This is a genomic window from Thermoleptolyngbya oregonensis NK1-22 (assembly GCF_032705245.1).
Lineage (GTDB): Bacteria > Cyanobacteriota > Cyanobacteriia > Elainellales > Elainellaceae > Thermoleptolyngbya > Thermoleptolyngbya sichuanensis.
Genome location: NZ_CP053540.1, coordinates 2206402 through 2226323, shown reverse-complemented (window position 1 = coordinate 2226323; position 19922 = coordinate 2206402). Strand labels below are relative to the sequence as shown.

Sequence of the window (19922 nt, the reverse complement as noted above, 5' to 3'; positions counted from 1 at the left end):
AGGTCTACTAAAGATCAGCTAAAGATCAGCATCTTCTCTCCGAATGCGATCGCACAGCACGTAAATCGCCTGCACCACGCGCTCGTACAGTGCCTCATCAGACCCTTCATGCTCAAACAACTGGCGCGTTTCTTCGACCCAAGCATCGGCCGTTTCGGTCGTCCATTCTTCCATCAGGTCTAGCTCCATCTCTTCCAGTTTCATCGCTTCTAGCTCCAGGTTTTGTAGCAGTACCGGGTCTTCGGGCATGTCGATTTCTGTTTCGGTCCATTGGTTGGAGTCAGCCCGTTCTGAATCAGCCGTCAAATTCCACAGCAAGTCCATCTGAGCAAAATCGGGCGGGTATTGGGGTCGTCGTGCCATGTCGCCTCACCAAATTTAGTACAAATATACTAAATCGGATTGGAGTAAAACGCTAGCCCTGGTGACGGATTTTTAGCTTGATTTAACGACTTGTAGGACTTATCAGTTGGACAATTTCTCGCGGGCTGCGCCCGCGAGAAATTGTCCAAAACCCAAAGAGCTTATCGCAAGTGCCTAAGTCCTGGACTTGATTGAACGACTTGATTGACAGGCAATCCAAAATCGCAAATCCAAAATCGAGAATTAATATAGTCTCTGGCCTCAATCCATCTTGCAAAGCGCCAAAATTTAGCCCTGAGACAGAGCATTGAGAACAGTTCTGGGCGATCGCCCGTGCTACAGTCTAAGCATCACAAGCGCTGACGATGCGCGGTTTGAAGCCCTTGGGTTTGGGAGCTTTTGGTCAACCATGCCGTTTCCCCGTTCTAGTGGTATTTTGCTGCACCCCACGTCGTTTCCCAGCCGCTATGGAATTGGGGATTTGGGAGACAGCGCCTATCGGTTTGTCGAGTTCTTGCAGCGCAGCGGGCAGCAGTTTTGGCAGGTGTTGCCGCTGGGGCCGACGGGGCATGGCAACTCGCCCTATATGTGCTTTTCGTCGATGGCGGGCAATCCGCTGCTGATCAGCCCCGATCGCCTCTATCACGAGGGCTGGCTGACGGATGAAGACCTGGCAAATTTGCCCGATTTTCCCGCCGAGCGAGTCGAGTATGACCGGGTGATTGAGACCAAGATGCCGCTGTTGCTGAAGGCAGCCCAGCGCTTCAAGGAACACGCCACGGTGGAGCAGCGCATGGAGTTCGATGCGTTTTGCGCCAGCCGCGCCTTCTGGCTGAATGACTATGCGCTGTTCATTGCGCTGAAGCAGGCCCAGGGCGGCGTGAGCTGGCACCAGTGGGATGAGGCGATCGCCAGTCGAGACTCAGAAGCCCTGGCCGAGTGGCGGCTCAAGCTCAGCGAAGAAATCTTTCAGCACAAGTATTTGCAGTTCGAGTTTTTCCGCCAGTGGTCTACGCTGCGCGACTACGCCAACGACTTGGGCATCCGCATCATTGGCGACATCCCCATCTACGTGGCACACGATAGCGTGGACGTGTGGGCATTTCCCGAATTCTTCCATCTCGACCCAGAAACGGGTGAACCCGCGCTGATGGCCGGCGTGCCGCCCGATTATTTCAGTGAAACAGGGCAACTCTGGGGCAACCCGATTTATCACTGGGAAGCGCTAGAAAAAGCAGGCTTTGGCTGGTGGCTCCAGCGGTTTCGCGCCACGCTGGACTATGTAGATATCGTCCGCATCGACCATTTTCGGGGCTTTTGCGCCTACTGGGCCGTGCCCCAGGGCGAAGAAACTGCGATGAATGGGGAATGGATTGATGCACCGGGCACCGCATTCTTTGAAACCCTGGAAACGGAACTGGGGCATTTGCCGATTTTGGCAGAAGACCTGGGCGTGATTACGCCGGATGTGGAAGAACTGCGCGATCGCTTCGAGTTTCCCGGCATGAAAATCCTGCAATTTGCCTTTGGCGGCGGCGCAGATAATCCGTTTCTGCCGTTCAATTTTGAGCGCAACTGCGTCGTTTACACAGGCACTCATGACAACGACACCACCCAGGGCTGGTTCAGCGAACTGCCCGAATACGAGCGCGATCGCCTGATTCGCTACCTGGGCTGCACGTCCGAAGCGGGTATCCACTGGGATCTAATTCGGCTGGGCATGGCCTCGGTGGCCAACCAGGCCATTTTCCCGCTGCAAGACCTGCTAGGATTGGGCACCGAGTCCCGCATGAACTATCCCGGCAAGCCCGATGGCAACTGGGGCTGGCGATATGGGGCCGAAGTTTTAACGGAGGAACTGGGCGATCGCCTCCTGGCACTCGTGGAACTCTACGGCCGCGCTCCCAAGCCTCCCTCCAAGCAGGAACGAGAACCCCTGCACGACATCGAGCCTGGCCATCACGACCATCACTAGCTATAGGACTTACGCAGTTGGACGACTTCTTGCGGCGCAGCCCGCAAGAAGATGAGAGCGACTTGGAACGTAGAACCCTCAGTTGGTCTGAGCATTCGCAGAGGCTTGAGGGCTGTCCTGCCCTGGAGGCGGCGGAAAGACGACAGACTGCACGGCTCCAGGCTGACCGATGGGCTTTGCTTCCTGCTCGTTGTAGGACACCAGCACGCCACCTGCGTTGCCAGCGCGAATCCGAACTTCGCGGTCGGCTGCCCAACTGCGCTGCGTGCCTGCCTGCATCATGCCTTCAAAATCGGTACGTCCGTCCACCGTCACCCGCAGCCAGGATTGTTCCCGCAGCGTGATTTCTACACGCACGGGCTTGGCAGGTACAGCAGGCGACGGGCTGGGAGAGGGACTGGTGGCGATCGCCTGTGTGGTGGGCGATTGTCCAGGCTGGGCGGCAGGGCTGGCGGCAGTCGGCGAGGGCGAGGCGATGAGCGAGGGGACAGGAGAGGGCTGGTTCGCCGTAATTGGCGTGGTAGAACGGCTCCAGACGTAAGACAGGCCGGCGATCGCCGCTGCAATCAGCCCTACATAGGCAAAGTACAAATGCAGCGGGCGCAGTTGTGCCTCCGGGGTTTCTTGCCAGGAGGGTTGAATTTCAGCGTTTTGCGGCTCCAGAGGAAACTCGTTTGCCAGGGCGTGCCCGTCTAGCCCCAGCGCGTCTGCATAGCGGCGCAAAAAGCCCCGAATGTAGACCCCTTCGGGAAGCTCTTTGAAATTTCCAGACTCGATCGCCCGAATCACTCGCGGCTGAATCATCGTCCGGGCAGAAACCTGGTCGATCGAGAGCATCTGCTGCTCCCGAAGCTGGTGCAGTTCATAGCCCAACTCTTCTAGCTTCAGGATTTGCTCTTGCTCTAGTGGAGAAAGACCCTTACTCATAGCATCCAGCACCTTACGCTCCTCACTGTGACGTGACCTGTTGAGACGACATGACTTGGTGAGACATGATTCTGATGATTCGGTCGGCCGCGCAAGCTCGGCATCATCCTCAAAAAGCCAGACTCCAAACCCTCAAAAGAGGGCGACACGGATAAGAGCATATTACTTCAAAATCCTACGGGTCTGAAGGGGGTTTGGCGAAGTTACCAGCCTGCGCTCGGAGAAAATCCAGTTCCTTTGAGGTCAGGTTTCGATAGCGTCCGGGAGGCAAATCTCCCAGCGAAATCGGCCCGATCGCCACTCGATGGAGCGACATTACGGGATGCCCCAACTGCTCAGCGACGCGGCGGATCTGTCGATTTCGCCCTTCATACAAGACGATTTTCAGCAGGGTTTTGTTCGGTCGAGCATCGAGGGGCGTGACTTCGGCGGGCAGGGTTGGGCGATCGTCTAGCAGCACGCCGCCTTGCCACTGCCGCAGAGTCTCCGCGCTGGGGCGGCCAGCAACCCACACTTCGTACACCTTGGGAATGTGGTGAGACGGATGGGTGAGGGGAAAGGTCAGGGAACCGTCATTGGTCAGCAGCAGCGCCCCGGTGGAGTTGGTATCCAGGCGGCCAACCGGATGTAGCCCACTGCTCTGGCGCAGGTGCGCTGGCAACAGGTCTAGCACGGTGCGCCGTTGCTGTGGATCGTGGCAGGTGGAGACCACCCCGGTCGGCTTGTGCAGCAGCAGGTAGAGCAAGTCTGGACGCGCCTGGGCATTTAGCAGGTTGCCGTCTACTTCGAGGCGATCGCCCGCCAAATCCGCCACCTGCCCCAGCGTCGCCACCTGCCCATTCAGCCGCACCCGCCCCGCTCGGATCATCTGCTCTGCCTGACGGCGCGAAGCAATGCCATATTGAGACAAAATTTTCTGAATTCGCTCAGCCATATCGACATATCGACTTAGATTGATTCTCGATTTTGGATTTGCGATTTTGATTTGCGATTTTGGGCCGGTCGAGCATCCGCGAGGCTTCCAGCAATCCCATTCGTAGCGCCCTACAGGAAACCTGACACCCGCCGTGCCTATCTGGTCGCATCCCCCCATCCCCCCATTGCCTAGCGCCCGCAGCCCTCACGATCGCCGAATATTCAAGCAGCACCAGTCCTGCCTGCGCCAGAGCGTAGCCACAATCCAGCCATTGGCTTCGAGCGAGTCGGCGATGGGCTTCACCTGATCCAGCAAGATGCCGCTGAGAACGCCCCAAGTGCTGGGTTTGGCGATCGCCCCAAAGCCGGGGATCAAGTCAAGAATCACCTCTGCCAGGATATTGCACACAAACCCATCGACGGGCGCAGGCAGCATTTGAGTGAGGTGATCCAGGCTGCCCAGTTCGACGATCAGACGCTCTGGCGCAATGCCGTTTAGCTCTCGGCTGGCATTGGTGGAGTCAATCGTCAACGGGTCCGTATCCACCGCGTAGGCTTGCTTTGCCCCCAGCAGCAGCGCCGCGATAGAAAGAATGCCAGAACCGCAGCCAATATCGGCAATGGTGATATCCGATGGCCCCTCAATCCGCATTTCCAGCGCCTCCAGACAAAGCTGCGTTGTGGCGTGGGCCCCTGTGCCAAAAGCAACCCCGGGGTCGAGTTGCAGCACAATGCGATCGCCCTCTGCGGGAACAGGCAGCCAGGCAGGGTTAATCAAGAGGCGATCGCCCACTTCCTGCGGATGCCAATACTGCTTCCAGCTACTCGACCAGTCCTCTTCGTCAATCATCTGCCACTGCACTCCGGGCACCGCCACCCCCGCGCATAGGGCATCCTGCTTGAGCCGCAGCGCCAGCGCCGACAGATCCAGCAGCTCAGCTTGAGTCTGTGGCAAGTAGCCGCGCACCAGCACGCCAAACTCCTTGCGTTCACTCGCCGTGCCTTTGCAGCCAAACTCCTCCAGCCGCCAAGACACCAGGTCTTCTGCCGCCGGATCGCACAACGCTTGTATTTCCCACCAGGTGGACATAAGAGGTTGGGGTGTGTTGTTAAAGCTGGCAGGAATGACGCACGTTACGCACTTCAGAACCTCAAGGACTCCAGTCCAGTACACACATCTCGGTTTTTTGCGTCAGGCTCTGAAAGATCCCCCTAAATCCCCCTTACTAAGGGGGACTTTCGATCCAGTTTTCCCTATTTCGGGTCACTCTGGGTTCAGTTCCCCCCTTGTCTAAGGGGGGTTAGGGGGGATCAAAGCATCGCCAATAAGCAGACTTCCGATCCAGTTCTCCCTGCTTCAGGCCACTCTGGGTTCAGTTCCCCCCTTGTCTAAGGGGGATTAAGGGGGGATCAAAGCATCGCCAATAGCTGAACGGTCGCCTTTTATGCAACGCGCCCAAACCAATCAACGCTGCAAACCAGCGCTAAGAGGTGGGCAGCGTCACCGTATAGGCATCGCGGATGCCGGGAACCTGGGTGATTTCGTTGAGAATGCCGTCTGGCAGGGGATCGTCCAGGCTCAGCACCATCACCGCGTCGCCCCGCACAATCTTGCGGCCGACCTGCATACTGGCAATGTTGACATTCAAGCTGCCCAGCAGGGAACCCAGTTTACCAATGATCCCCGGCATGTCGCGGTGCAGGGTGAACAGCATGTGGCGGCTGGGCGGCACGTTAATGGGGAAGTCGTCGATATTGGTGATGCGGATTTCGTTGTCGCCCAAGAGCGCACCCGTGACGGTGTGTTCGCCGTTGGGGCCGCTGGCCGACAGGCGCAGAGACCCCGTGTAGTCAATCACCGCCGCGTCGCGGGTTTCCACCACACGAATGCCTCGCTCCTTGGCTTCGATGCTGGCGTTGACGTAGTTAACCCGCTCTTGCAAGGCAGTAGACAGCAGACCCTTCAGCGCCGCCACCACGACGGGCTGGCTCTCGTTGCTAGCAAGTTCGCCCTGGAGCCGCACATTCAGCGACTCGACGCGCCCACCCGTGAGCTGGCTAATCAGGTTGCCCAAAATTTCTGCCAATTGCAGGTAGGGGCGCAGTTTTTCCAGCAGGTCGGGCCGCAGACCAGGAATATTGACCGCCGAGCGGGCAGGCAGCCCCAGCAGCACATCGCGGATCTGCTCGGCTACATCGATCGCCACGTTGACCTGAGCTTCTTCGGTGGATGCGCCGAGGTGGGGCGTGAGGATGACTTCTTTGCCCAGGGCCCGCAGGGGGGACTCACCCAACGGCTCTGATTCGTATACATCCAGGGCGGCTCCGGCGATTTTGCCTTCCTTGAGGGCGATCGCCAGGGCTTCTTCGTCAATGATCCCACCCCGCGCACAGTTGATAATACGAGCCGTGGGCTTCATCTTGGCCAGCGACTCAGCATTGATCATGTGCTGCGTTTCTGGCGTTTTGGGCAGGTGCAGCGTAATATAGTCCGATTCGCGCAGCAGCAGATCCAGATCCACCAAGTGGCAGCCCATCTGCTCGGCGCGTTCGCTAGAGAGGAAGGGGTCGTAGGCAAGCAGGCGCATCTCCATTGCCCGCGCCACTTTCGCCACATGGGAGCCGATCTTGCCCAGCCCAACGATCCCCAGCGTTTTTTTGTAGACCTCGACCCCTGTGAAGCTCTTGCGATCCCACTCGCCCGCCTTCACCGATTGATTGGCAGCGGGGATATGACGCGACAGGGACAGCATCATCGCTAGGGCGTGTTCTGCTGCGGCAATGGTGTTGCCTTCGGGCGAGTTGACCACGAGGATGCCGCGACGGGTCGCCGCAGGCACATCGACATTATCCACACCCACGCCCGCACGGCCAATGATTTTGAGCTGAGTGCCTGCTTCGATGATTTCCTGAGTAACGCGCGTGCCGGAACGAATCATCAGCGCGTCGTAGTCGGGAATGATCTGTACCAGTTGGTCAGGAGACAGCCCGGTTTTCACATCGACCTGAGCAACCTGCGAGAGGATGTCAATTCCGATTTGGTCAATTGGGTCGGAAACAAGAACCTTAGACATGATGATGGGCTGACAGGTTGAGAGAACAGTTTAGACAGTTGGTTAGACAGTTAGACAGTTTGAAAGACGAGTCAAAAGCAAACGCGAAACCGAAACCCGCACTAAGGTTATGAAGCGCTGAGGTGGGGAGGCAACCGAATGAGGCGTTCAGACGAAGCCCGGGCGCAGTTTAGACGCAGGTTCACGCTCCTCAACGGGCGAGTTGCTCTGATATTGAATGAACCCGTCATGGGCGATCGCCCCAAGAACCCCAGAATCTTTGGACGGGAAAAAGCCGGGCCGGTTCGCAGTGCGCCGGAGCAGAACAGAGTTTTCCACAGACCGAAGGTCATTTTACTGCAAAGCGGTATACCAATCGGGTTTACACCCGAAAGTTTTTGGGTTTGCCCGCTGGGGCTAGGTTCCAGTAACAGATTCCAATCACGGATTTCAATGACGGCCCTTAGAGTACGGCTATCCACACTCGCGGAGAAATTGCAATGTTTTGAAACATTTTGTTATATTTATTTACAGATTGAAACAAGCCAAGACAGGAGGCTGTTATGACGCTTCTCATTGCACTGTTTGTAATCGCCTGGGTCGCCGCTTCAGTCATTGGAACTCAGGCCTACTTCCGGGGCGAACAGTCCAAGCCAATTCACGAGCGCAACTGGAATTCTGAGTCCTTCGAGCAGCTTGCCGCCTCCATCACTGCGACGGAAGTGGACTACAGCACGCGAGTTCCCGGTTACCTGGGGATCAGAGGTTAGATAAGGGTTGGGGAGGCTGATCGGGCTTGCCCGCTGGTTGCAGTGTCTCTCCTCACTGTGCCACCAAAGTCGAATAGGGCGATCGCCCTCTGACACGCCTACCCACGCTTCTGAGTTTCGTTGCAACGCGCGATTTGAGCCAGATTACCTGCGCCCTCCTGTTGGGGGGCTTTTTTGTGCCCAATCCTGCGTTAGGAGTGACGCAGTTGGACGATTTCTACCCCAGACCCCTGAACCCCAGTCTCTAAAGCGTTATGAACATCAAAGCGTCATGAACATTCGCCGATCGAGTGTCCGGGGATCATGACTTTCCATGAAGTGCGTCAGGTCTTCGTCGCTTTCGAGCCGCCCATCGACCAGGCTGACAATGCGATCGGCAATGTCGAGGATGCGGTTGTCGTGGGTCACCATCAAAATCGTGCAGTTTTGTTCCTTGGCCAACCGCTGCATCAGTTCTACAACTTCTCGCCCGCTTTTTTTGTCGAGGGCGGCGGTGGGTTCGTCTGCCAGGATCAGGGTTGGCTGGTTGACTAGGGCACGGGCGATCGCCACGCGCTGTTTTTGCCCGCCAGAAAGGGCGCGGGGCTTGTAATCGACCCGTTCCCCCAATCCCAGTTGGGTTAGCATGGCAACGGATTGCTCTCGCTTGGTGCGCCAGTTGGGCATGAGTTCCACGGCCATTTCCACGTTTTGGGACGCAGTGAGCGAGTCAAACAGGTTGTGGGCCTGAAAGATAAAGCCGATGTTGCGCCGCACCTCCACAAGCTGCCCCCGGCCCATGCCCACCAGCTCGCGCCCCAGCACCCTGAGGCTGCCGTCTTGCACGGTTCGCAGTGCGCCAATCAGCGTCAGCAGCGTGGTTTTGCCGGAGCCGGATGGGCCGGTCATGATGACGATTTGCCCCGGCAGCAGGTCGAGGTTGATATTGTAAAGCACCTGCTTCTGGAGTTCGCCCTGACCAAAGAAATAATTGAGGTTGCGAATCTGAACCGTGGCGCTTGGCGAGGGTGCCACGACTGCTGTCGCGCCAGCGGCAGGGTTGGGTTCAGCCGTGGGGCGATCGCCCGCCAGATTTTCCATCATGCAGCAAAGTCCGCAATTCACTAGAAGCAGCCCATTGGGTTATCCCCAGGTTGCTTCCCATTATCGCTACTGCAACGTTGTTTTGGAGACAATGCGGGTCTTTTTGCGATCGCTCTCCGACAGTTCCTCGCCCTCTTGGAGGCGGGTGGCGTTTTCTTGCAGCACGGTGGCAGCCGTCTGGTCGCCCATTTGCAGCGCAGTCTTGGCAGCAGATTGCAGCATGGTAGCCGCCCCAGCGCGATCGCCCTGTTGCAGCTTTTGCTCGGCAATTTGGGTTTGGCGATATTTGCCCAGCGCCAGCACATGCTGCTGCACCTGCGGGTCGGGCGCTGGCTGGAACGTGGTCACGACGTTCGCTTCAACAATCACCGGGTCACTCAGCACGCTCTCCAAATTCTGCGCCGGGTCGTCATAGCGCACCTGCACCTGCACCAGCGGATGCCGACCTACCGGAAGCTGAGAGGCATAGAGATTTGCTAACACCACCCGCGGCGAGTCCACCATCAAGTCGCCCAGGCGCACCGACACCTGCCCCGCCTCCTGAATCGGCTGTAATTCCACCGTTTCGGGCACGACTTGCGCCACAGGCTTGAGTTCCGCCAGCCGCACACCGGGCATCATTCTCAGCAGCAGATAGGCATTCGTCAGCCCGACAGACTGCACCCGGCTAAACAAGCGCGTAAACTCCAGCAGTGCATCTTCCGGCGTTTGGATATAGGTCAACGCACCGCCGCCTGCATCGGCAATCTGTTCCAAAATGTCCTGGTTCCAGTGGTCGCCAAAGCCCAGCGTATTCAGCGTCAGGTTATATTCCGCCGCCAGATGGGCCAGCTTCAGGCAGCGATCGTTGTCGCCATGCTCGTTTTCGCCATCCGTCAGCAAAAATGCTTGGGAAATCGTGTCTTTTTTTGCCTTGGCCAGTTCTTCAATGCCCAACCGCATCCCTTCGTCGATGCAGGTGCCGCCGCTGGTTTTAAGTTTGCTAATTTCGCTCTTGATACCCACTGGGTTTTCGATCACCTGGTTGGGCACCAGCACTTTGGCCTTGTGGTCAAACACCACCACCGAGAGGCGATCGCCCGGCGACAGGCTATCCACGATCTTCAGCGCCGCCTGCTTGACGGTTTCCATCGGGCGACCGTTCATCGAGCCGCTGTGATCCAAAATCAGGCACAGGTTGAGGGGTGCCGTGCGACCTGCTGAAGCGGCGATCGCCGACATCGAAATTGCCAACTGCCGCTGACTGCTCACCTGCGCCACATCCAAATTGGCATCACTCAGCGACGCTTGCAGACCCACTTTCATAGCCCCAGGCTCCAGTCTAAAGAGAATAAAGAGAATGTAGAGAATATGTTGAAAACAGGCGGCATTTCCTGACGGAGTGAAGTCCACACTGCCCGAACCAAGCGAAGGGATCGGAACCTCCCCAAAACCTCACTCACTTCAAAAACGCTATATTTCGATTTTCTGCCTCTTCAATACTCCAAGGCCCCAGTTCCCAATTCCGCAAACTGCCCCAATCTTCTCACGCTTTTCCCAAATCCCTGATGGGCCAGTCTTCTCGACCGCTACGATGCCCCTCACGCTACTATGTTAAAAGCGGCGTTCGTAGAAACAACGCAGTTCATACGCTAATTCAGGCGTAAGTCCTCCCGCAAGTTCACACGCCAACTGTTTCGGCAAGCGTCCAGGCGAGTTTGATCCTATGAGTTCATCGATTAAGGCCGTTCAGTCCAATTATTACTACGGGGATGCTGCCTATCGCACGCCCCCGCCCGATCTGCCCTCGCTGCTGCTCAAAGAGCGCATCATTTACCTGGGGCTGCCGCTGGTTTCGTCAGACGACCTCAAGCGCCAGTTAGGGGTCGATGTGACCAAGCTAATCATCGCGCAACTCCTCTACCTCCAGTTCGACGATCCCGAAAAGCCCATTTACTTTTACATCAACTCCACAGGCACCTCTTGGTATACCAACGATGCAATCGGCTACGAAACCGAAGCCTTTGCCATCTGCGACACCATTTCCTACGTCAAACCCCCCGTCCACACCATCTGCATTGGTCAGGCAATGGGCACGGCTGCCATGATTCTCTCAGCAGGCACGAAGGGCTTCCGCGCCAGCCTGCCCCACGCCACCATCGTGCTAAACCAGCCGCGCACGGGCATGGGCCAGGCGCAAGCCACCGACATCCAGATCCGCGCCCGCGAAGTGCTAATCAACAAGCAGGCCACTCTGGAAATTCTTTCCCGCAACACGGGTCAGCCCGTCGAGAAAATTGCCAAGGACACCGATCGCATCTTCTACCTGAATCCTTACGAAGCGAAGGAATACGGGCTGATCGATCGCGTCCTCGAAAGCGCCAAGGAATTGCCAAAGCAAATTCCCGCACTGACCTAGCTGCATTCGCTAGCCGCATTCGCTAACTGCATTAGCAAGATGATCAGGCGATGCGGTGAGGATGGGAATTGCTGATATTCCAGGACTTCCCTGCTTCCATTGCGCTGTCTGTCATCCCCGCCCCCCTCCCACTCACAGTCTTTCCCATGTCTGTAGATCCCGTCCTCCGAGTTCCCTACAACATTCCCGGTAGTCCCTACTGGCAGTGGATCAACATCTACACCCGCATGAGCCAGGAGCGGATTATTTTTCTCAACCAGCCCATTACCGACGGGTTTGCCAATTCCATCATCTCAGCACTGCTGTATCTAGACTCGCAGGATCAGAGCAAACCGATTTACTTTTATATCAACTCGCTGGGCGATCCGCTGATGGCGGGCATGGGGTCGATGGCGATTGGCATGATGTCGATCAATGCTGGACTCGCCATCTACGACACGATGCAGCACATCAAGTCGCCAATTCTGACGATTTGTATGGGCCAGTGTTTTGGAATGGCGACGGTGCTGCTGTCGGCGGGCACGAAGGGCAAACGAGCCAGCCTGCCGCACACCATGATTGCTCTGGCCCATCCCCAGAGTGGCTCTCGCGGTCAGGCAACCGACATCGAGATTAATGCAAAAGAGGTGTTGAGCAAGCAGCGCACGATTATAGAGCTACTCTCGGAAACCACCGGACAGCCTGCTGAGCGCATCCATCAAGATATGGATCGGATGTTTTATCTCACGCCGACTCAGGCAAAAGAGTATGGGCTGATTGACCTGGTACTCGAAAGCCCGAAGCTGGCGGGAGCAGGCGTTGGGCGCTAGGGGATTCATGCGGCTCTCTACCGAATCCTTCCCCAGCTCCAACACATCCCTCCTGCAAATTCCCATTACATACCCTTTCACCCCTTCAAAGACCTATGCCGATTGGAATTCCTAGCGTCCCCTATCGCCTCCCTGGCAGTTCCTTTGAGCAGTGGATCAGCATCTACGAGCGGCTGTTTCGGGAGCGGATTATTTTTCTAGCAGAAGAGGTAGACGACGGCATTGCGAATGCAATTGTCGCCTATATGCTTTATCTCGATTCGGACGACAACACGAAGCCAATTTATCTGTATATCAATTCACCAGGCGGCTCGGTGACAGCAGGCATGGCGATTTACGACACCATGCAGCACATCAAGTCGGAAGTGGTGACGATCTGCGTGGGGCTGGCGGCCTCGATGGGCGCGTTTTTGCTGACGGCGGGCGCAAAAGGCAAGCGACTGGCGCTGCCCCATGCGCGGATCATGATTCACCAGCCCTTAGGCGGAACGGGTCGTCGTCAGGCCACCGATATTGAAATCGAGGCGCGGCAGATCTTGCGGGTGCGCCAGGAACTCAATGAGATGATGGCGCTGCACACGGGCAAGACGGTGGAGCAGATTGAGAAAGACACCGATCGCGACTACTTTATGTCAGCGCAGGAGGCGGTGGAATACGGCTTGATTGACCGAGTGATTACGGATGCGAACACCCAAAGTTGAGATTTCAATCATTCTTTCAATCATTCAAATTGAAATTTCTAGGAGCGAACGATTACACTTGGAACGCTAAGTGTGAAACGCCTAGTGTGAAACGCCCAGTGTGAAACCCTGAGTGTGGAACCCTGAGTGTGAAACGCTTAGCGTGGAACGCTGAGTGTGGAACGCTAACGTGGAACACTTGAGGCGATCGCCCGGTTGATGAGCCTTGTTGATGAACCTTACTGAGTGCTATCGGATTTTGGGACTGAGAAGCAGCGCCACCTACGAGGAGATCAAATCTTCCTATCGGCGGCTGGCGCGGCGATATCATCCCGACTTAAATCCGGGCAGCGCTCAGCAGGCGGAGCAGTTTATCCAGGTGAATGCGGCCTATCGGCGGCTGATAGAGTTGGTGCAGCCAGCGGGCATGGGCGATCGCCCTCCGCCTTCCCCTGCCCCGCCGCGACCCGCACCAAGCGCAGCCGATGCGTCCCCATCCCCAGCCTCGCCAAAAGCCACATCGCCCTCCTCCGCCCAAAAAGCCCAAACCCAGCGGAGTCCCACCGCACAGTCCGGCTCTGGCATTCGCAAGCGCCCGCCGATTCAGCGCAACCCGGATGCCTCGCCGACGGATCATCAGCTCAAAGAGCATGTCTATAGCCGCCTCCAGCAGTTGTTGCGGCAGCAGCGCTATCCCCGCGCCGTCGCGCTGGTTGAAGGGCTGGCCCAGCGGTTGCCCAACGACCTAGAGGTGCGTCAATGGCTGGCGATCGCCTATCAGCGCTGGGGTCGCCACCTGGTTGACCTGAAGCAGCCCGAAAAAGCCCGCACCTATCTCAACAAGGCCCTCCGCACCGACCCGCGCAATCGCGCCCTCTGGTTTGAGGTCGATCGCGACCTGCGCCGACTGGACGGCATCGAGATTTTGTAATGTTTGTGCCCTAATATCCGTCCCGTCTGCTCTCTTAATCTGCCCCCTTAAAGGGCGCTATAGAAATAGAGCCACAGAAGACACTGCTAGACTCCCTACGCACTCCTGGCCTGGCTGTCCAAAATCGCTAATCCAAAATCGCCAATCCAAAATCCAAAATTGATCAAAACTTACGCACTTGCGATAAACTTTCTAAATTTTGGACAATTTCTCGCGGGCTGCGCCCGCGAGAAATTGTCCAACTGCGTAAGTCCCAATTGACTAAGGCGTTGCCTTAAGCACCGTGCGCTCGGCAGGGTCGAGGGTGAATTCTAGCGGAATGCGGTCTTCGTAGGCTTTGACGACCTGGCGATAGACCTCGTAGCGCGTGGGCAGCGTGCGGTTGTCCTCGCCGGGACGACGGAACGTGATGGTGTAGTTAACGGTTTTGTTGAGTCGCGGTGTGCCAGGTCGCTCTTGGCGCTGCTGGCGGGCTTCAATGTCATCAATCGTCGGCTTGGGCGGCAGGGCGGGCCACCAGAGTCCCTTGTCGTCGGGGCCGGTGACTGCGCCCTCTGGTTTCTGACCGTTGCGATTTTCTAGCGAGGTGGAGGCAAATTCTTCGATTCGGGGCGGCCGTTCGCCCGGTCGGTTCGCGCCTTCGTATTCCACCAGCCAGGTGTAGGTCGTCGTGGCGGTGGCCTGATACTGAGTGGAAATGGGCGTTTCGCAGCCGCTAATTGCCAGAATGGGCAGGCTGGCCAGCAGGAGCGCCACACGCTGCCAAGGGCGGCTTGCAGAACGGTTGTGCGGGAAGGGCGATCGCAGAGATTGAGTCATGGCGCGTTCTATCCAGGAATCCATACAAGCTATACAAGCACAAGCGATCCAAGCGGTTGCTATCGCTTTCGATATTTTAATTTTGTTCGCTCCCAACAGCAGGAAAATCCCAGCCCTAGACACTTTTCGCAAAGTCACAGCCGCAGATCTAATCAATTTTTTTAGCACTAGGATGTCTCAGCGCCAAAATTTCTCAGCCCCCAGTTGCCAAAAATCCAAAGGTTTTGGAAAGGGCGATCGCCCTGCTTCAAACTGCTAGAAAAAGTGCCATCCAAGTACGCCAGGTCAAGCTGAATGAAAGTTGATCCGCCCTGGAAAAATGGCGCTATAGTCAATAGGCGAAAACGCTCTCAAACAACTTTCTGCCTCATTTTTTGACCATCAATCAATGGGCTTTTAATCAGCATCTACCCGGCTGCTCAGGTCAGCACTTTGTTAATCAGCGTTAATCAGCACTTTGTTAAGGCGTTACGGCCCGTTTTCACGCACCCCGTTTTCACGCACCCCAAGGATGTTTGAATGGCAACACCGATTACAGGCGATTCTCAAAACAACCGTTTAGAAGGCACTTCTGGTAACGACATCATTTTTGGCGGTGCTGGGAACGATACGCTGTTGGGCTTAGGCGGCGATGATCGGCTGTTTGGCGAAGCAGGAGACGATCGCCTAGACGGTGGAATTGGCAGTGACTTTTTGAGCGGCGGCGAGGGAAATGACCAGCTCGATGGCGGTGCCGGTGACGATACGCTCGATGGCGGCGCAGGCAGCGACACGCTCACCGGGGGAGCCGGGAACAACACTTACGTCATTGACGCACCGGGCGATCGCATCGTTCAAAGCAACAACCAAACCACCACAACCGTCCGCTCTTTCATTACCTTTAACCTTGGTTCTCTGGGGCTGTCGGCGGGTTTTCAAAACCTCGTGTTGTTGGGCAATGCCGACATCAACGGCACAGGCAACAACGGGGATAACGTCCTGGTGGGCAATCGCGGCAGCAACGTGCTGCGCGGGTTGGCAGGAGACGACCGCATCTCTGGTGGGCCCGGCGGGAACGACCTGCTGGATGGGGGTGCGGGCAACGATATCCTGGTGGGCAACGCAGGCAACAACACCTTTGTAATCGACAGTCCGGGCGATCGCATTTTGGGCGCAGGACGCGGCATTGATACGGTCGAGTCTTCGGTGGACTATTTCCTGGTGCGGGGACTGGAGAACTGCAATCTGCGGGGCGAGGCGCGGCTCTGCGTGGGCAATCGGCTCAACAACGCGCTGACGGGCAACCGCAACGACAATACCCTCGTCGGCGGCGCGGGCGCGGATCGGCTGCTGGGCAACGACGGCAACGACACCCTCAACGGCGGCCAGGGCGACGACGACCTCACAGGCGGTCGCGGCAACGACACGCTGACCGGAGGCGAGGGGCGCGATTTGTTCTACTACCGGAGCGATCGCAGCTTTAGAACCAGCGACTTTGGGCGCGACACCATTACCGATTTCCGAGGCACAGACAACATCGTCCTATCGCGGCGCACCTTCGGACTCCGCAGCAGTCGAGGCTTTGGGTTTAGCCAAGACAGCGAATTTGCCGTCGTAGCCAACAATCGCCTGGCCGCCAGCAGCAGCGCCCGCATTGTCTACAGCACCGGGTCGCGCACGCTGTTTCTCAACACCAACGGCAGCAGCAGCGGCTTTGGCTCCTCTGGCAGCAGCGGCGCATTCATCACATTCAGCAGCCCCACCAACCTCAGCGCCCTCAGCTTCTTGATTGTTTAGACCTGCCGAGTAAACCCTCCTAGTCTGCTATCTACCCTCCGGCTGACAACCTCTGCCTAGAGATTGGGGTTATCATAGAAGGCATTGTTGATATTTCTTAACACTGGATGGTTGAGTCCTCCGCTGGCTTGGGGCAGACCAAGGCAAACCTCACGGAATTCATCACCGAGAAGGTGCTATTTGGCAATCGCCCAACGCCTGAACTGGTTGCGATTCTGCTGGTCTACTTTGTGCAGGGCATTTTAGGTCTGGCACGGCTGGCGGTCAGCTTTTTCCTGAAGGATGACCTGGCGCTGAGTCCGGCGCAGGTATCGGCGCTGCTGGGCGTAGCTGCCATTCCCTGGATGATTAAGCCGCTGTTTGGCTTTATGTCTGACGGGCTGCCGATTTTTGGCTATCGTCGCCGTCCGTACCTGATCTTGTCGGGCGTGCTGGGGGCGATCGCCTGGGTGGCTATGTCTACAGTCGTCCATACTGCCTGGGCCGCAACGCTGGCGATCGCGCTGAGTTCATTGGCGATCGCCGTCAGCGATGTCATCGTCGATTCGCTGGTGGTAGAACGGGCCCGCCTGGAATCCAGCAAAGCGTCTGGTTCGCTGCAATCTATCTGCTGGGGCGCGTCGGCCCTGGGCGGGCTGATCACGGCCTACCTCAGCGGCTTTTTGCTAGAGCGGTTTTCGGTGCAGACCGTGTTTGCCATTACGGCCACCTTTCCGCTGATTGTGTCGCTGGTGGCAGGGCTAATCGCCGAATCTCCCGTCACGCAGCCTGCCGACTGGTCAGCCATGCGGTCGCAGGTGAAGGATTTGTGGGCTGCTATTTCGCAAAAGTCCATCTGGCTCCCCACAGCTTTCCTTTTCCTCTGGCAGGCCACACCCACCGCCGAATCCGCCTTTTTCTTTTTCACCACCAACGACCTCGGCTTTACCCCAGAGTTTCTGGGCCGCGTCCGTCTGGTCACCAGCCTAGCCTCGCTGCTGGGCATCTGGCTCTTCCAGCGGTTCTTTCGCACCGTCCCCTTCCGCACCTTCTTTGGCTGGACGATTGTGATTTCTACGCTGCTGGGCATGACCATGCTGCTGCTGGTGACCCACGCAAACCGGGCGATCGGCATCGATGACCACTGGTTTAGCCTGGGCGACAGCCTGATCCTGACCGTCATGGGACAGATCGCCTATATGCCCGTGCTGATTTTGGCCGCCCGCCTGTGCCCGCCCGGTGTAGAAGCAACACTCTTCGCCCTGCTGATGTCCATCACCAACTTGGCTGCGCTGGTGTCCTACGAACTGGGCGCAGGGCTGATGCACTGGCTCGGCGTAACCGAAGACAACTTCTCAAACCTGTGGCTATTGGTCATCATCACCAATCTCAGCACCCTGCTGCCGCTGCCTTTCCTGGGCTGGCTCCCCGGCAAAGAGGATGAAACGCTGGAAATCCACACCCCCACTCCGCGAGCAACGCAGCCCGTCGTAGAGATTGGCGAAGGGGTCGGCGTAGCGGAGTGACAGAGTGACAGGCGGATTGTTCAGACGGATTGTTCAGACGGATTGTCAGGCGGATTGACAATTGACCCTCGCAATAAACCCTCGAAATTGACCCTCGCAATAAACCCTCGAAATTGACCCTCGCAATAAACCCTCGAAATGGACACGTAAAACAGGGCTGGAAACTCAAAACACTGCTGGAAACTCAAAACAGGGCTGGAAACTCGAAAAGTTTCGACCTCCAAATCAACCTCCAAAATCGCTCATTGCTTCTGCTCAGCGCTCAGTTGCCCGACTCCCGCTCCAATCGCCAAACCCTCAGAATCTGCCATGCAAACCCAACCGCTCTCGACCACTCACCCCTATAGCCGCTCCTATAGCCGCAAAGATTGGCAGACAGGCTATCGCTCCTTGGAGCAAGAGCTTGATTACGCCATCGAGGATGTCGCAGGTGAAATTCCGCCAGAGCTAGAGGGGACGCTGTTTCGCAATGGGCCAGGACGGCTGGAACTAGGGGGGCAGCGCTATCGGCATCCGTTTGATGGAGATGGGATGGTGTGTGCGATCGCCCTCCGCAACGGTCGCGCCCATTTTCGCAATCGCTTTGTCCGCACCGAGGGATTTGTCGCAGAGCAGCAGGCGCAGAAGATTCTCTATCGCGGCGTATTTGGCACGCAGAAACCGGGCGGCGTGCTGGCAAACGCCTTCGATCTGCGCCGCAAAAATATCGCCAATACCAACGTGATTTATTGGGGCGGCAAGCTGCTGGCATTGTGGGAAGCGGCCGAACCCTATCGCCTCGACCCGCGCACCCTGGAAACGCTGGGCCCCGACGACCTGAAGGGCGGGCTAAAGCCCGGTGAAGCGTTCGCGGCGCATCCCTGGGTTGACCCCGCTAGCGAACTAGACGGCGGCGCACCCTGCCTGGTGAATTTTTCCATTAGCCCCGGACTCTCGACGCGAATTACGGTCTACGAACTCAACCCGGCAGGCGACGTGGTGCGCCGCTATAGCCACTCAGTCCCCGGTTTCGCGTTTATCCACGATTTTGTGATTACGCCCCACTACTGCATCTTCTTCCAGAATGCGGTGTCGTTTAACCCGCTGCCGTTTGTGCTGGGGCAGAAGGGGGCGGGCGAGTGCGTCCAGTTTCATCCCGACAAGCCGACGCAGGCAGTGATCATTTCCCGCCGGGGCGACCATGAGAAGCGGGTGATTTCGGTCAATTCAGGATTTGTGTTTCACCATGTGAATGCCTTTGAAGCGGGCGAAACCCTGGTGGTGGACTCCATCAGCTACGACTCGCTGCCGACGCTAGAGCCGGGACAGGACTATCGCGAGGTGGATTTTGACGCGCTGGCTCCGGGGCAACTCTGGCGCTTCCGCTTCAATCTGGCATCGGGTTCTGTGGCTCAGCAAAAGCTCGACAAACGCTGTGTCGAGTTTCCGGTGGTGCATCCCGACCGGGTGGGACGCGACTATCGCTATTTGTTTGTCGGGGCGGCTCACGAACCGACGGGCAATGCGCCGCTGCAAGGGGTGCTGAAGGTGGATTTGCAGACGGGCGATCGCCAGCTTTGGAGCGCTGCGCCCTACGGCTATGGCAGCGAACCCATCTTTGTGCCGCGGCCTGGGGCCACCGCAGAGGATGACGGCTGGGTGCTGGTGCTGATCTACAATGCCGAGCGGCAAAAGTCGGAACTGGTGATTTTGGATGGGCGAGATTTGGGCCGGGGGGCGATCGCCACGCTGCGGCTGCGGCATCACGTCCCCTACGGACTACACGGCAGCTTCACTCCCGAATATTTTGGCGATCTTTGACGTTTGGTGAGCCTTGGCGTTTGGTGAGCCTTGACGTTTGGCGAGCCTGACGTTTGGCAACCCTTGACGGCTAACGCATCGGGCAAAGGCCGTCGAGCGCCTGAAGCCCATGACCCGC

At 57.4% G+C, this 19922-nt stretch carries 18 protein-coding genes; 9 read left to right on the top strand and 9 right to left on the bottom strand.

Annotated elements, in window-relative coordinates:
- Nucleotides 1-18: 18 nt before the first annotated feature.
- The gene (locus HNI00_RS09620) at nucleotides 19-363 is read right to left on the bottom strand and encodes a hypothetical protein (protein ID WP_316792808.1); all 345 of its coding nucleotides are present in this window, start codon (nucleotides 361-363) and stop codon (nucleotides 19-21) included.
- Between the two features lie 409 nt (nucleotides 364-772).
- Between HNI00_RS09620 and malQ the strand changes: the two genes are divergently transcribed.
- Nucleotides 773-2338, top strand: a complete 1566-nt coding sequence (gene malQ / locus HNI00_RS09615; RefSeq protein WP_420156339.1) for a 4-alpha-glucanotransferase — start codon at nucleotides 773-775, stop codon at nucleotides 2336-2338.
- A gap of 78 nt (nucleotides 2339-2416) precedes the next feature.
- Here the strand turns inward: malQ and HNI00_RS09610 are convergent, their stop codons facing one another.
- From HNI00_RS09610 to HNI00_RS09590, 5 genes are all read right to left on the bottom strand, one after another.
- Nucleotides 2417-3265 (bottom strand): RodZ domain-containing protein, encoded by an 849-nt coding sequence (locus tag HNI00_RS09610; protein ID WP_297080089.1) that lies wholly within the window; start codon nucleotides 3263-3265, stop codon nucleotides 2417-2419.
- Nucleotides 3266-3440: 175 nt separating this feature from the next.
- A complete protein-coding gene (locus tag HNI00_RS09605) occupies nucleotides 3441-4199 on the bottom strand; it encodes a pseudouridine synthase (protein WP_316792804.1) in 759 nt (252 codons plus the stop codon).
- Nucleotides 4200-4385: 186 nt separating this feature from the next.
- Nucleotides 4386-5270 (bottom strand): 50S ribosomal protein L11 methyltransferase, encoded by an 885-nt coding sequence (gene prmA, locus HNI00_RS09600; RefSeq protein WP_316792802.1) that lies wholly within the window; start codon nucleotides 5268-5270, stop codon nucleotides 4386-4388.
- 394 nt (nucleotides 5271-5664) lie between these two features.
- Complete coding sequence (gene serA, locus HNI00_RS09595) at nucleotides 5665-7254, bottom strand: phosphoglycerate dehydrogenase (RefSeq protein ID WP_316792800.1); 1590 nt, start codon at nucleotides 7252-7254, stop codon at nucleotides 5665-5667.
- Nucleotides 7255-7401: 147 nt separating this feature from the next.
- On the bottom strand, nucleotides 7402-7572 hold the full coding sequence (locus tag HNI00_RS09590; protein WP_316792798.1) for a hypothetical protein: 171 nt from the start codon (nucleotides 7570-7572) through the stop codon (nucleotides 7402-7404).
- 224 nt (nucleotides 7573-7796) lie between these two features.
- On the opposite strand from HNI00_RS09590, the gene HNI00_RS09585 reads away from it, so the two are divergent.
- Nucleotides 7797-8003: a photosystem II protein, Psb35-related gene (locus tag HNI00_RS09585; protein ID WP_172354091.1), complete on the top strand. Its 207-nt coding sequence runs from the start codon at nucleotides 7797-7799 to the stop codon at nucleotides 8001-8003.
- A gap of 261 nt (nucleotides 8004-8264) precedes the next feature.
- Here the strand turns inward: HNI00_RS09585 and HNI00_RS09580 are convergent, their stop codons facing one another.
- Both HNI00_RS09580 and HNI00_RS09575 read right to left on the bottom strand, forming a co-directional pair.
- Nucleotides 8265-9086, bottom strand: a complete 822-nt coding sequence (locus HNI00_RS09580; RefSeq protein WP_316792796.1) for a DevA family ABC transporter ATP-binding protein — start codon at nucleotides 9084-9086, stop codon at nucleotides 8265-8267.
- 66 nt (nucleotides 9087-9152) lie between these two features.
- A complete protein-coding gene (locus tag HNI00_RS09575; protein WP_297089191.1) occupies nucleotides 9153-10391 on the bottom strand; it encodes a vWA domain-containing protein in 1239 nt (412 codons plus the stop codon).
- 400 nt (nucleotides 10392-10791) lie between these two features.
- Between HNI00_RS09575 and HNI00_RS09570 the strand changes: the two genes are divergently transcribed.
- The 4 genes from HNI00_RS09570 (at nucleotide 10792) to HNI00_RS09555 (ending at nucleotide 13904) form a co-directional block, all read left to right on the top strand.
- Nucleotides 10792-11484, top strand: coding sequence for an ATP-dependent Clp protease proteolytic subunit (locus tag HNI00_RS09570; RefSeq protein WP_316792793.1), 693 nt, complete (start codon nucleotides 10792-10794; stop codon nucleotides 11482-11484).
- A 146-nt stretch (nucleotides 11485-11630) separates the two neighbouring features.
- Nucleotides 11631-12293, top strand: a complete 663-nt coding sequence (locus tag HNI00_RS09565) for an ATP-dependent Clp protease proteolytic subunit (RefSeq protein WP_172354088.1) — start codon at nucleotides 11631-11633, stop codon at nucleotides 12291-12293.
- Nucleotides 12294-12388: 95 nt separating this feature from the next.
- Nucleotides 12389-12994, top strand: a complete 606-nt coding sequence (locus tag HNI00_RS09560; RefSeq protein WP_316792791.1) for an ATP-dependent Clp protease proteolytic subunit — start codon at nucleotides 12389-12391, stop codon at nucleotides 12992-12994.
- A gap of 211 nt (nucleotides 12995-13205) precedes the next feature.
- Entirely contained in the window at nucleotides 13206-13904 is a 699-nt protein-coding gene (locus tag HNI00_RS09555) for a J domain-containing protein (RefSeq protein ID WP_316792789.1), read from the top strand.
- Nucleotides 13905-14165: 261 nt separating this feature from the next.
- Here the strand turns inward: HNI00_RS09555 and HNI00_RS09550 are convergent, their stop codons facing one another.
- Nucleotides 14166-14723: a hypothetical protein gene (locus tag HNI00_RS09550; RefSeq protein WP_297089199.1), complete on the bottom strand. Its 558-nt coding sequence runs from the start codon at nucleotides 14721-14723 to the stop codon at nucleotides 14166-14168.
- A gap of 519 nt (nucleotides 14724-15242) precedes the next feature.
- Between HNI00_RS09550 and HNI00_RS09545 the strand changes: the two genes are divergently transcribed.
- The 3 genes from HNI00_RS09545 (at nucleotide 15243) to HNI00_RS09535 (ending at nucleotide 19804) form a co-directional block, all read left to right on the top strand.
- Nucleotides 15243-16499, top strand: coding sequence for a calcium-binding protein (locus tag HNI00_RS09545; RefSeq protein WP_316792786.1), 1257 nt, complete (start codon nucleotides 15243-15245; stop codon nucleotides 16497-16499).
- 107 nt (nucleotides 16500-16606) lie between these two features.
- The gene (locus HNI00_RS09540) at nucleotides 16607-18004 is read left to right on the top strand and encodes a folate/biopterin family MFS transporter (protein ID WP_316792784.1); all 1398 of its coding nucleotides are present in this window, start codon (nucleotides 16607-16609) and stop codon (nucleotides 18002-18004) included.
- Between the two features lie 309 nt (nucleotides 18005-18313).
- The gene (locus HNI00_RS09535) at nucleotides 18314-19804 is read left to right on the top strand and encodes a carotenoid oxygenase family protein (RefSeq protein ID WP_316792782.1); all 1491 of its coding nucleotides are present in this window, start codon (nucleotides 18314-18316) and stop codon (nucleotides 19802-19804) included.
- The last annotated feature ends 118 nt before the right edge of the window (nucleotides 19805-19922 follow it).

Coding starts and splice junctions, on each gene's coding strand:
- HNI00_RS09620 (WP_316792808.1), bottom strand. CDS start 363: ATGGCACGACGACCCCAATACCCGCCCGATTTTGCTCAGATGGACTTG.
- malQ (WP_420156339.1), top strand. CDS start 773: ATGCCGTTTCCCCGTTCTAGTGGTATTTTGCTGCACCCCACGTCGTTT.
- HNI00_RS09610 (WP_297080089.1), bottom strand. CDS start 3,265: ATGAGTAAGGGTCTTTCTCCACTAGAGCAAGAGCAAATCCTGAAGCTA.
- HNI00_RS09605 (WP_316792804.1), bottom strand. CDS start 4,199: ATGGCTGAGCGAATTCAGAAAATTTTGTCTCAATATGGCATTGCTTCG.
- prmA (WP_316792802.1), bottom strand. CDS start 5,270: ATGTCCACCTGGTGGGAAATACAAGCGTTGTGCGATCCGGCGGCAGAA.
- serA (WP_316792800.1), bottom strand. CDS start 7,254: ATGTCTAAGGTTCTTGTTTCCGACCCAATTGACCAAATCGGAATTGAC.
- HNI00_RS09585 (WP_172354091.1), top strand. CDS start 7,797: ATGACGCTTCTCATTGCACTGTTTGTAATCGCCTGGGTCGCCGCTTCA.
- HNI00_RS09580 (WP_316792796.1), bottom strand. CDS start 9,086: ATGATGGAAAATCTGGCGGGCGATCGCCCCACGGCTGAACCCAACCCT.
- HNI00_RS09575 (WP_297089191.1), bottom strand. CDS start 10,391: ATGAAAGTGGGTCTGCAAGCGTCGCTGAGTGATGCCAATTTGGATGTG.
- HNI00_RS09570 (WP_316792793.1), top strand. CDS start 10,792: ATGAGTTCATCGATTAAGGCCGTTCAGTCCAATTATTACTACGGGGAT.
- HNI00_RS09565 (WP_172354088.1), top strand. CDS start 11,631: ATGTCTGTAGATCCCGTCCTCCGAGTTCCCTACAACATTCCCGGTAGT.
- HNI00_RS09560 (WP_316792791.1), top strand. CDS start 12,389: ATGCCGATTGGAATTCCTAGCGTCCCCTATCGCCTCCCTGGCAGTTCC.
- HNI00_RS09555 (WP_316792789.1), top strand. CDS start 13,206: ATGAACCTTACTGAGTGCTATCGGATTTTGGGACTGAGAAGCAGCGCC.
- HNI00_RS09550 (WP_297089199.1), bottom strand. CDS start 14,723: ATGACTCAATCTCTGCGATCGCCCTTCCCGCACAACCGTTCTGCAAGC.
- HNI00_RS09545 (WP_316792786.1), top strand. CDS start 15,243: ATGGCAACACCGATTACAGGCGATTCTCAAAACAACCGTTTAGAAGGC.
- HNI00_RS09540 (WP_316792784.1), top strand. CDS start 16,607: ATGGTTGAGTCCTCCGCTGGCTTGGGGCAGACCAAGGCAAACCTCACG.
- HNI00_RS09535 (WP_316792782.1), top strand. CDS start 18,314: ATGCAAACCCAACCGCTCTCGACCACTCACCCCTATAGCCGCTCCTAT.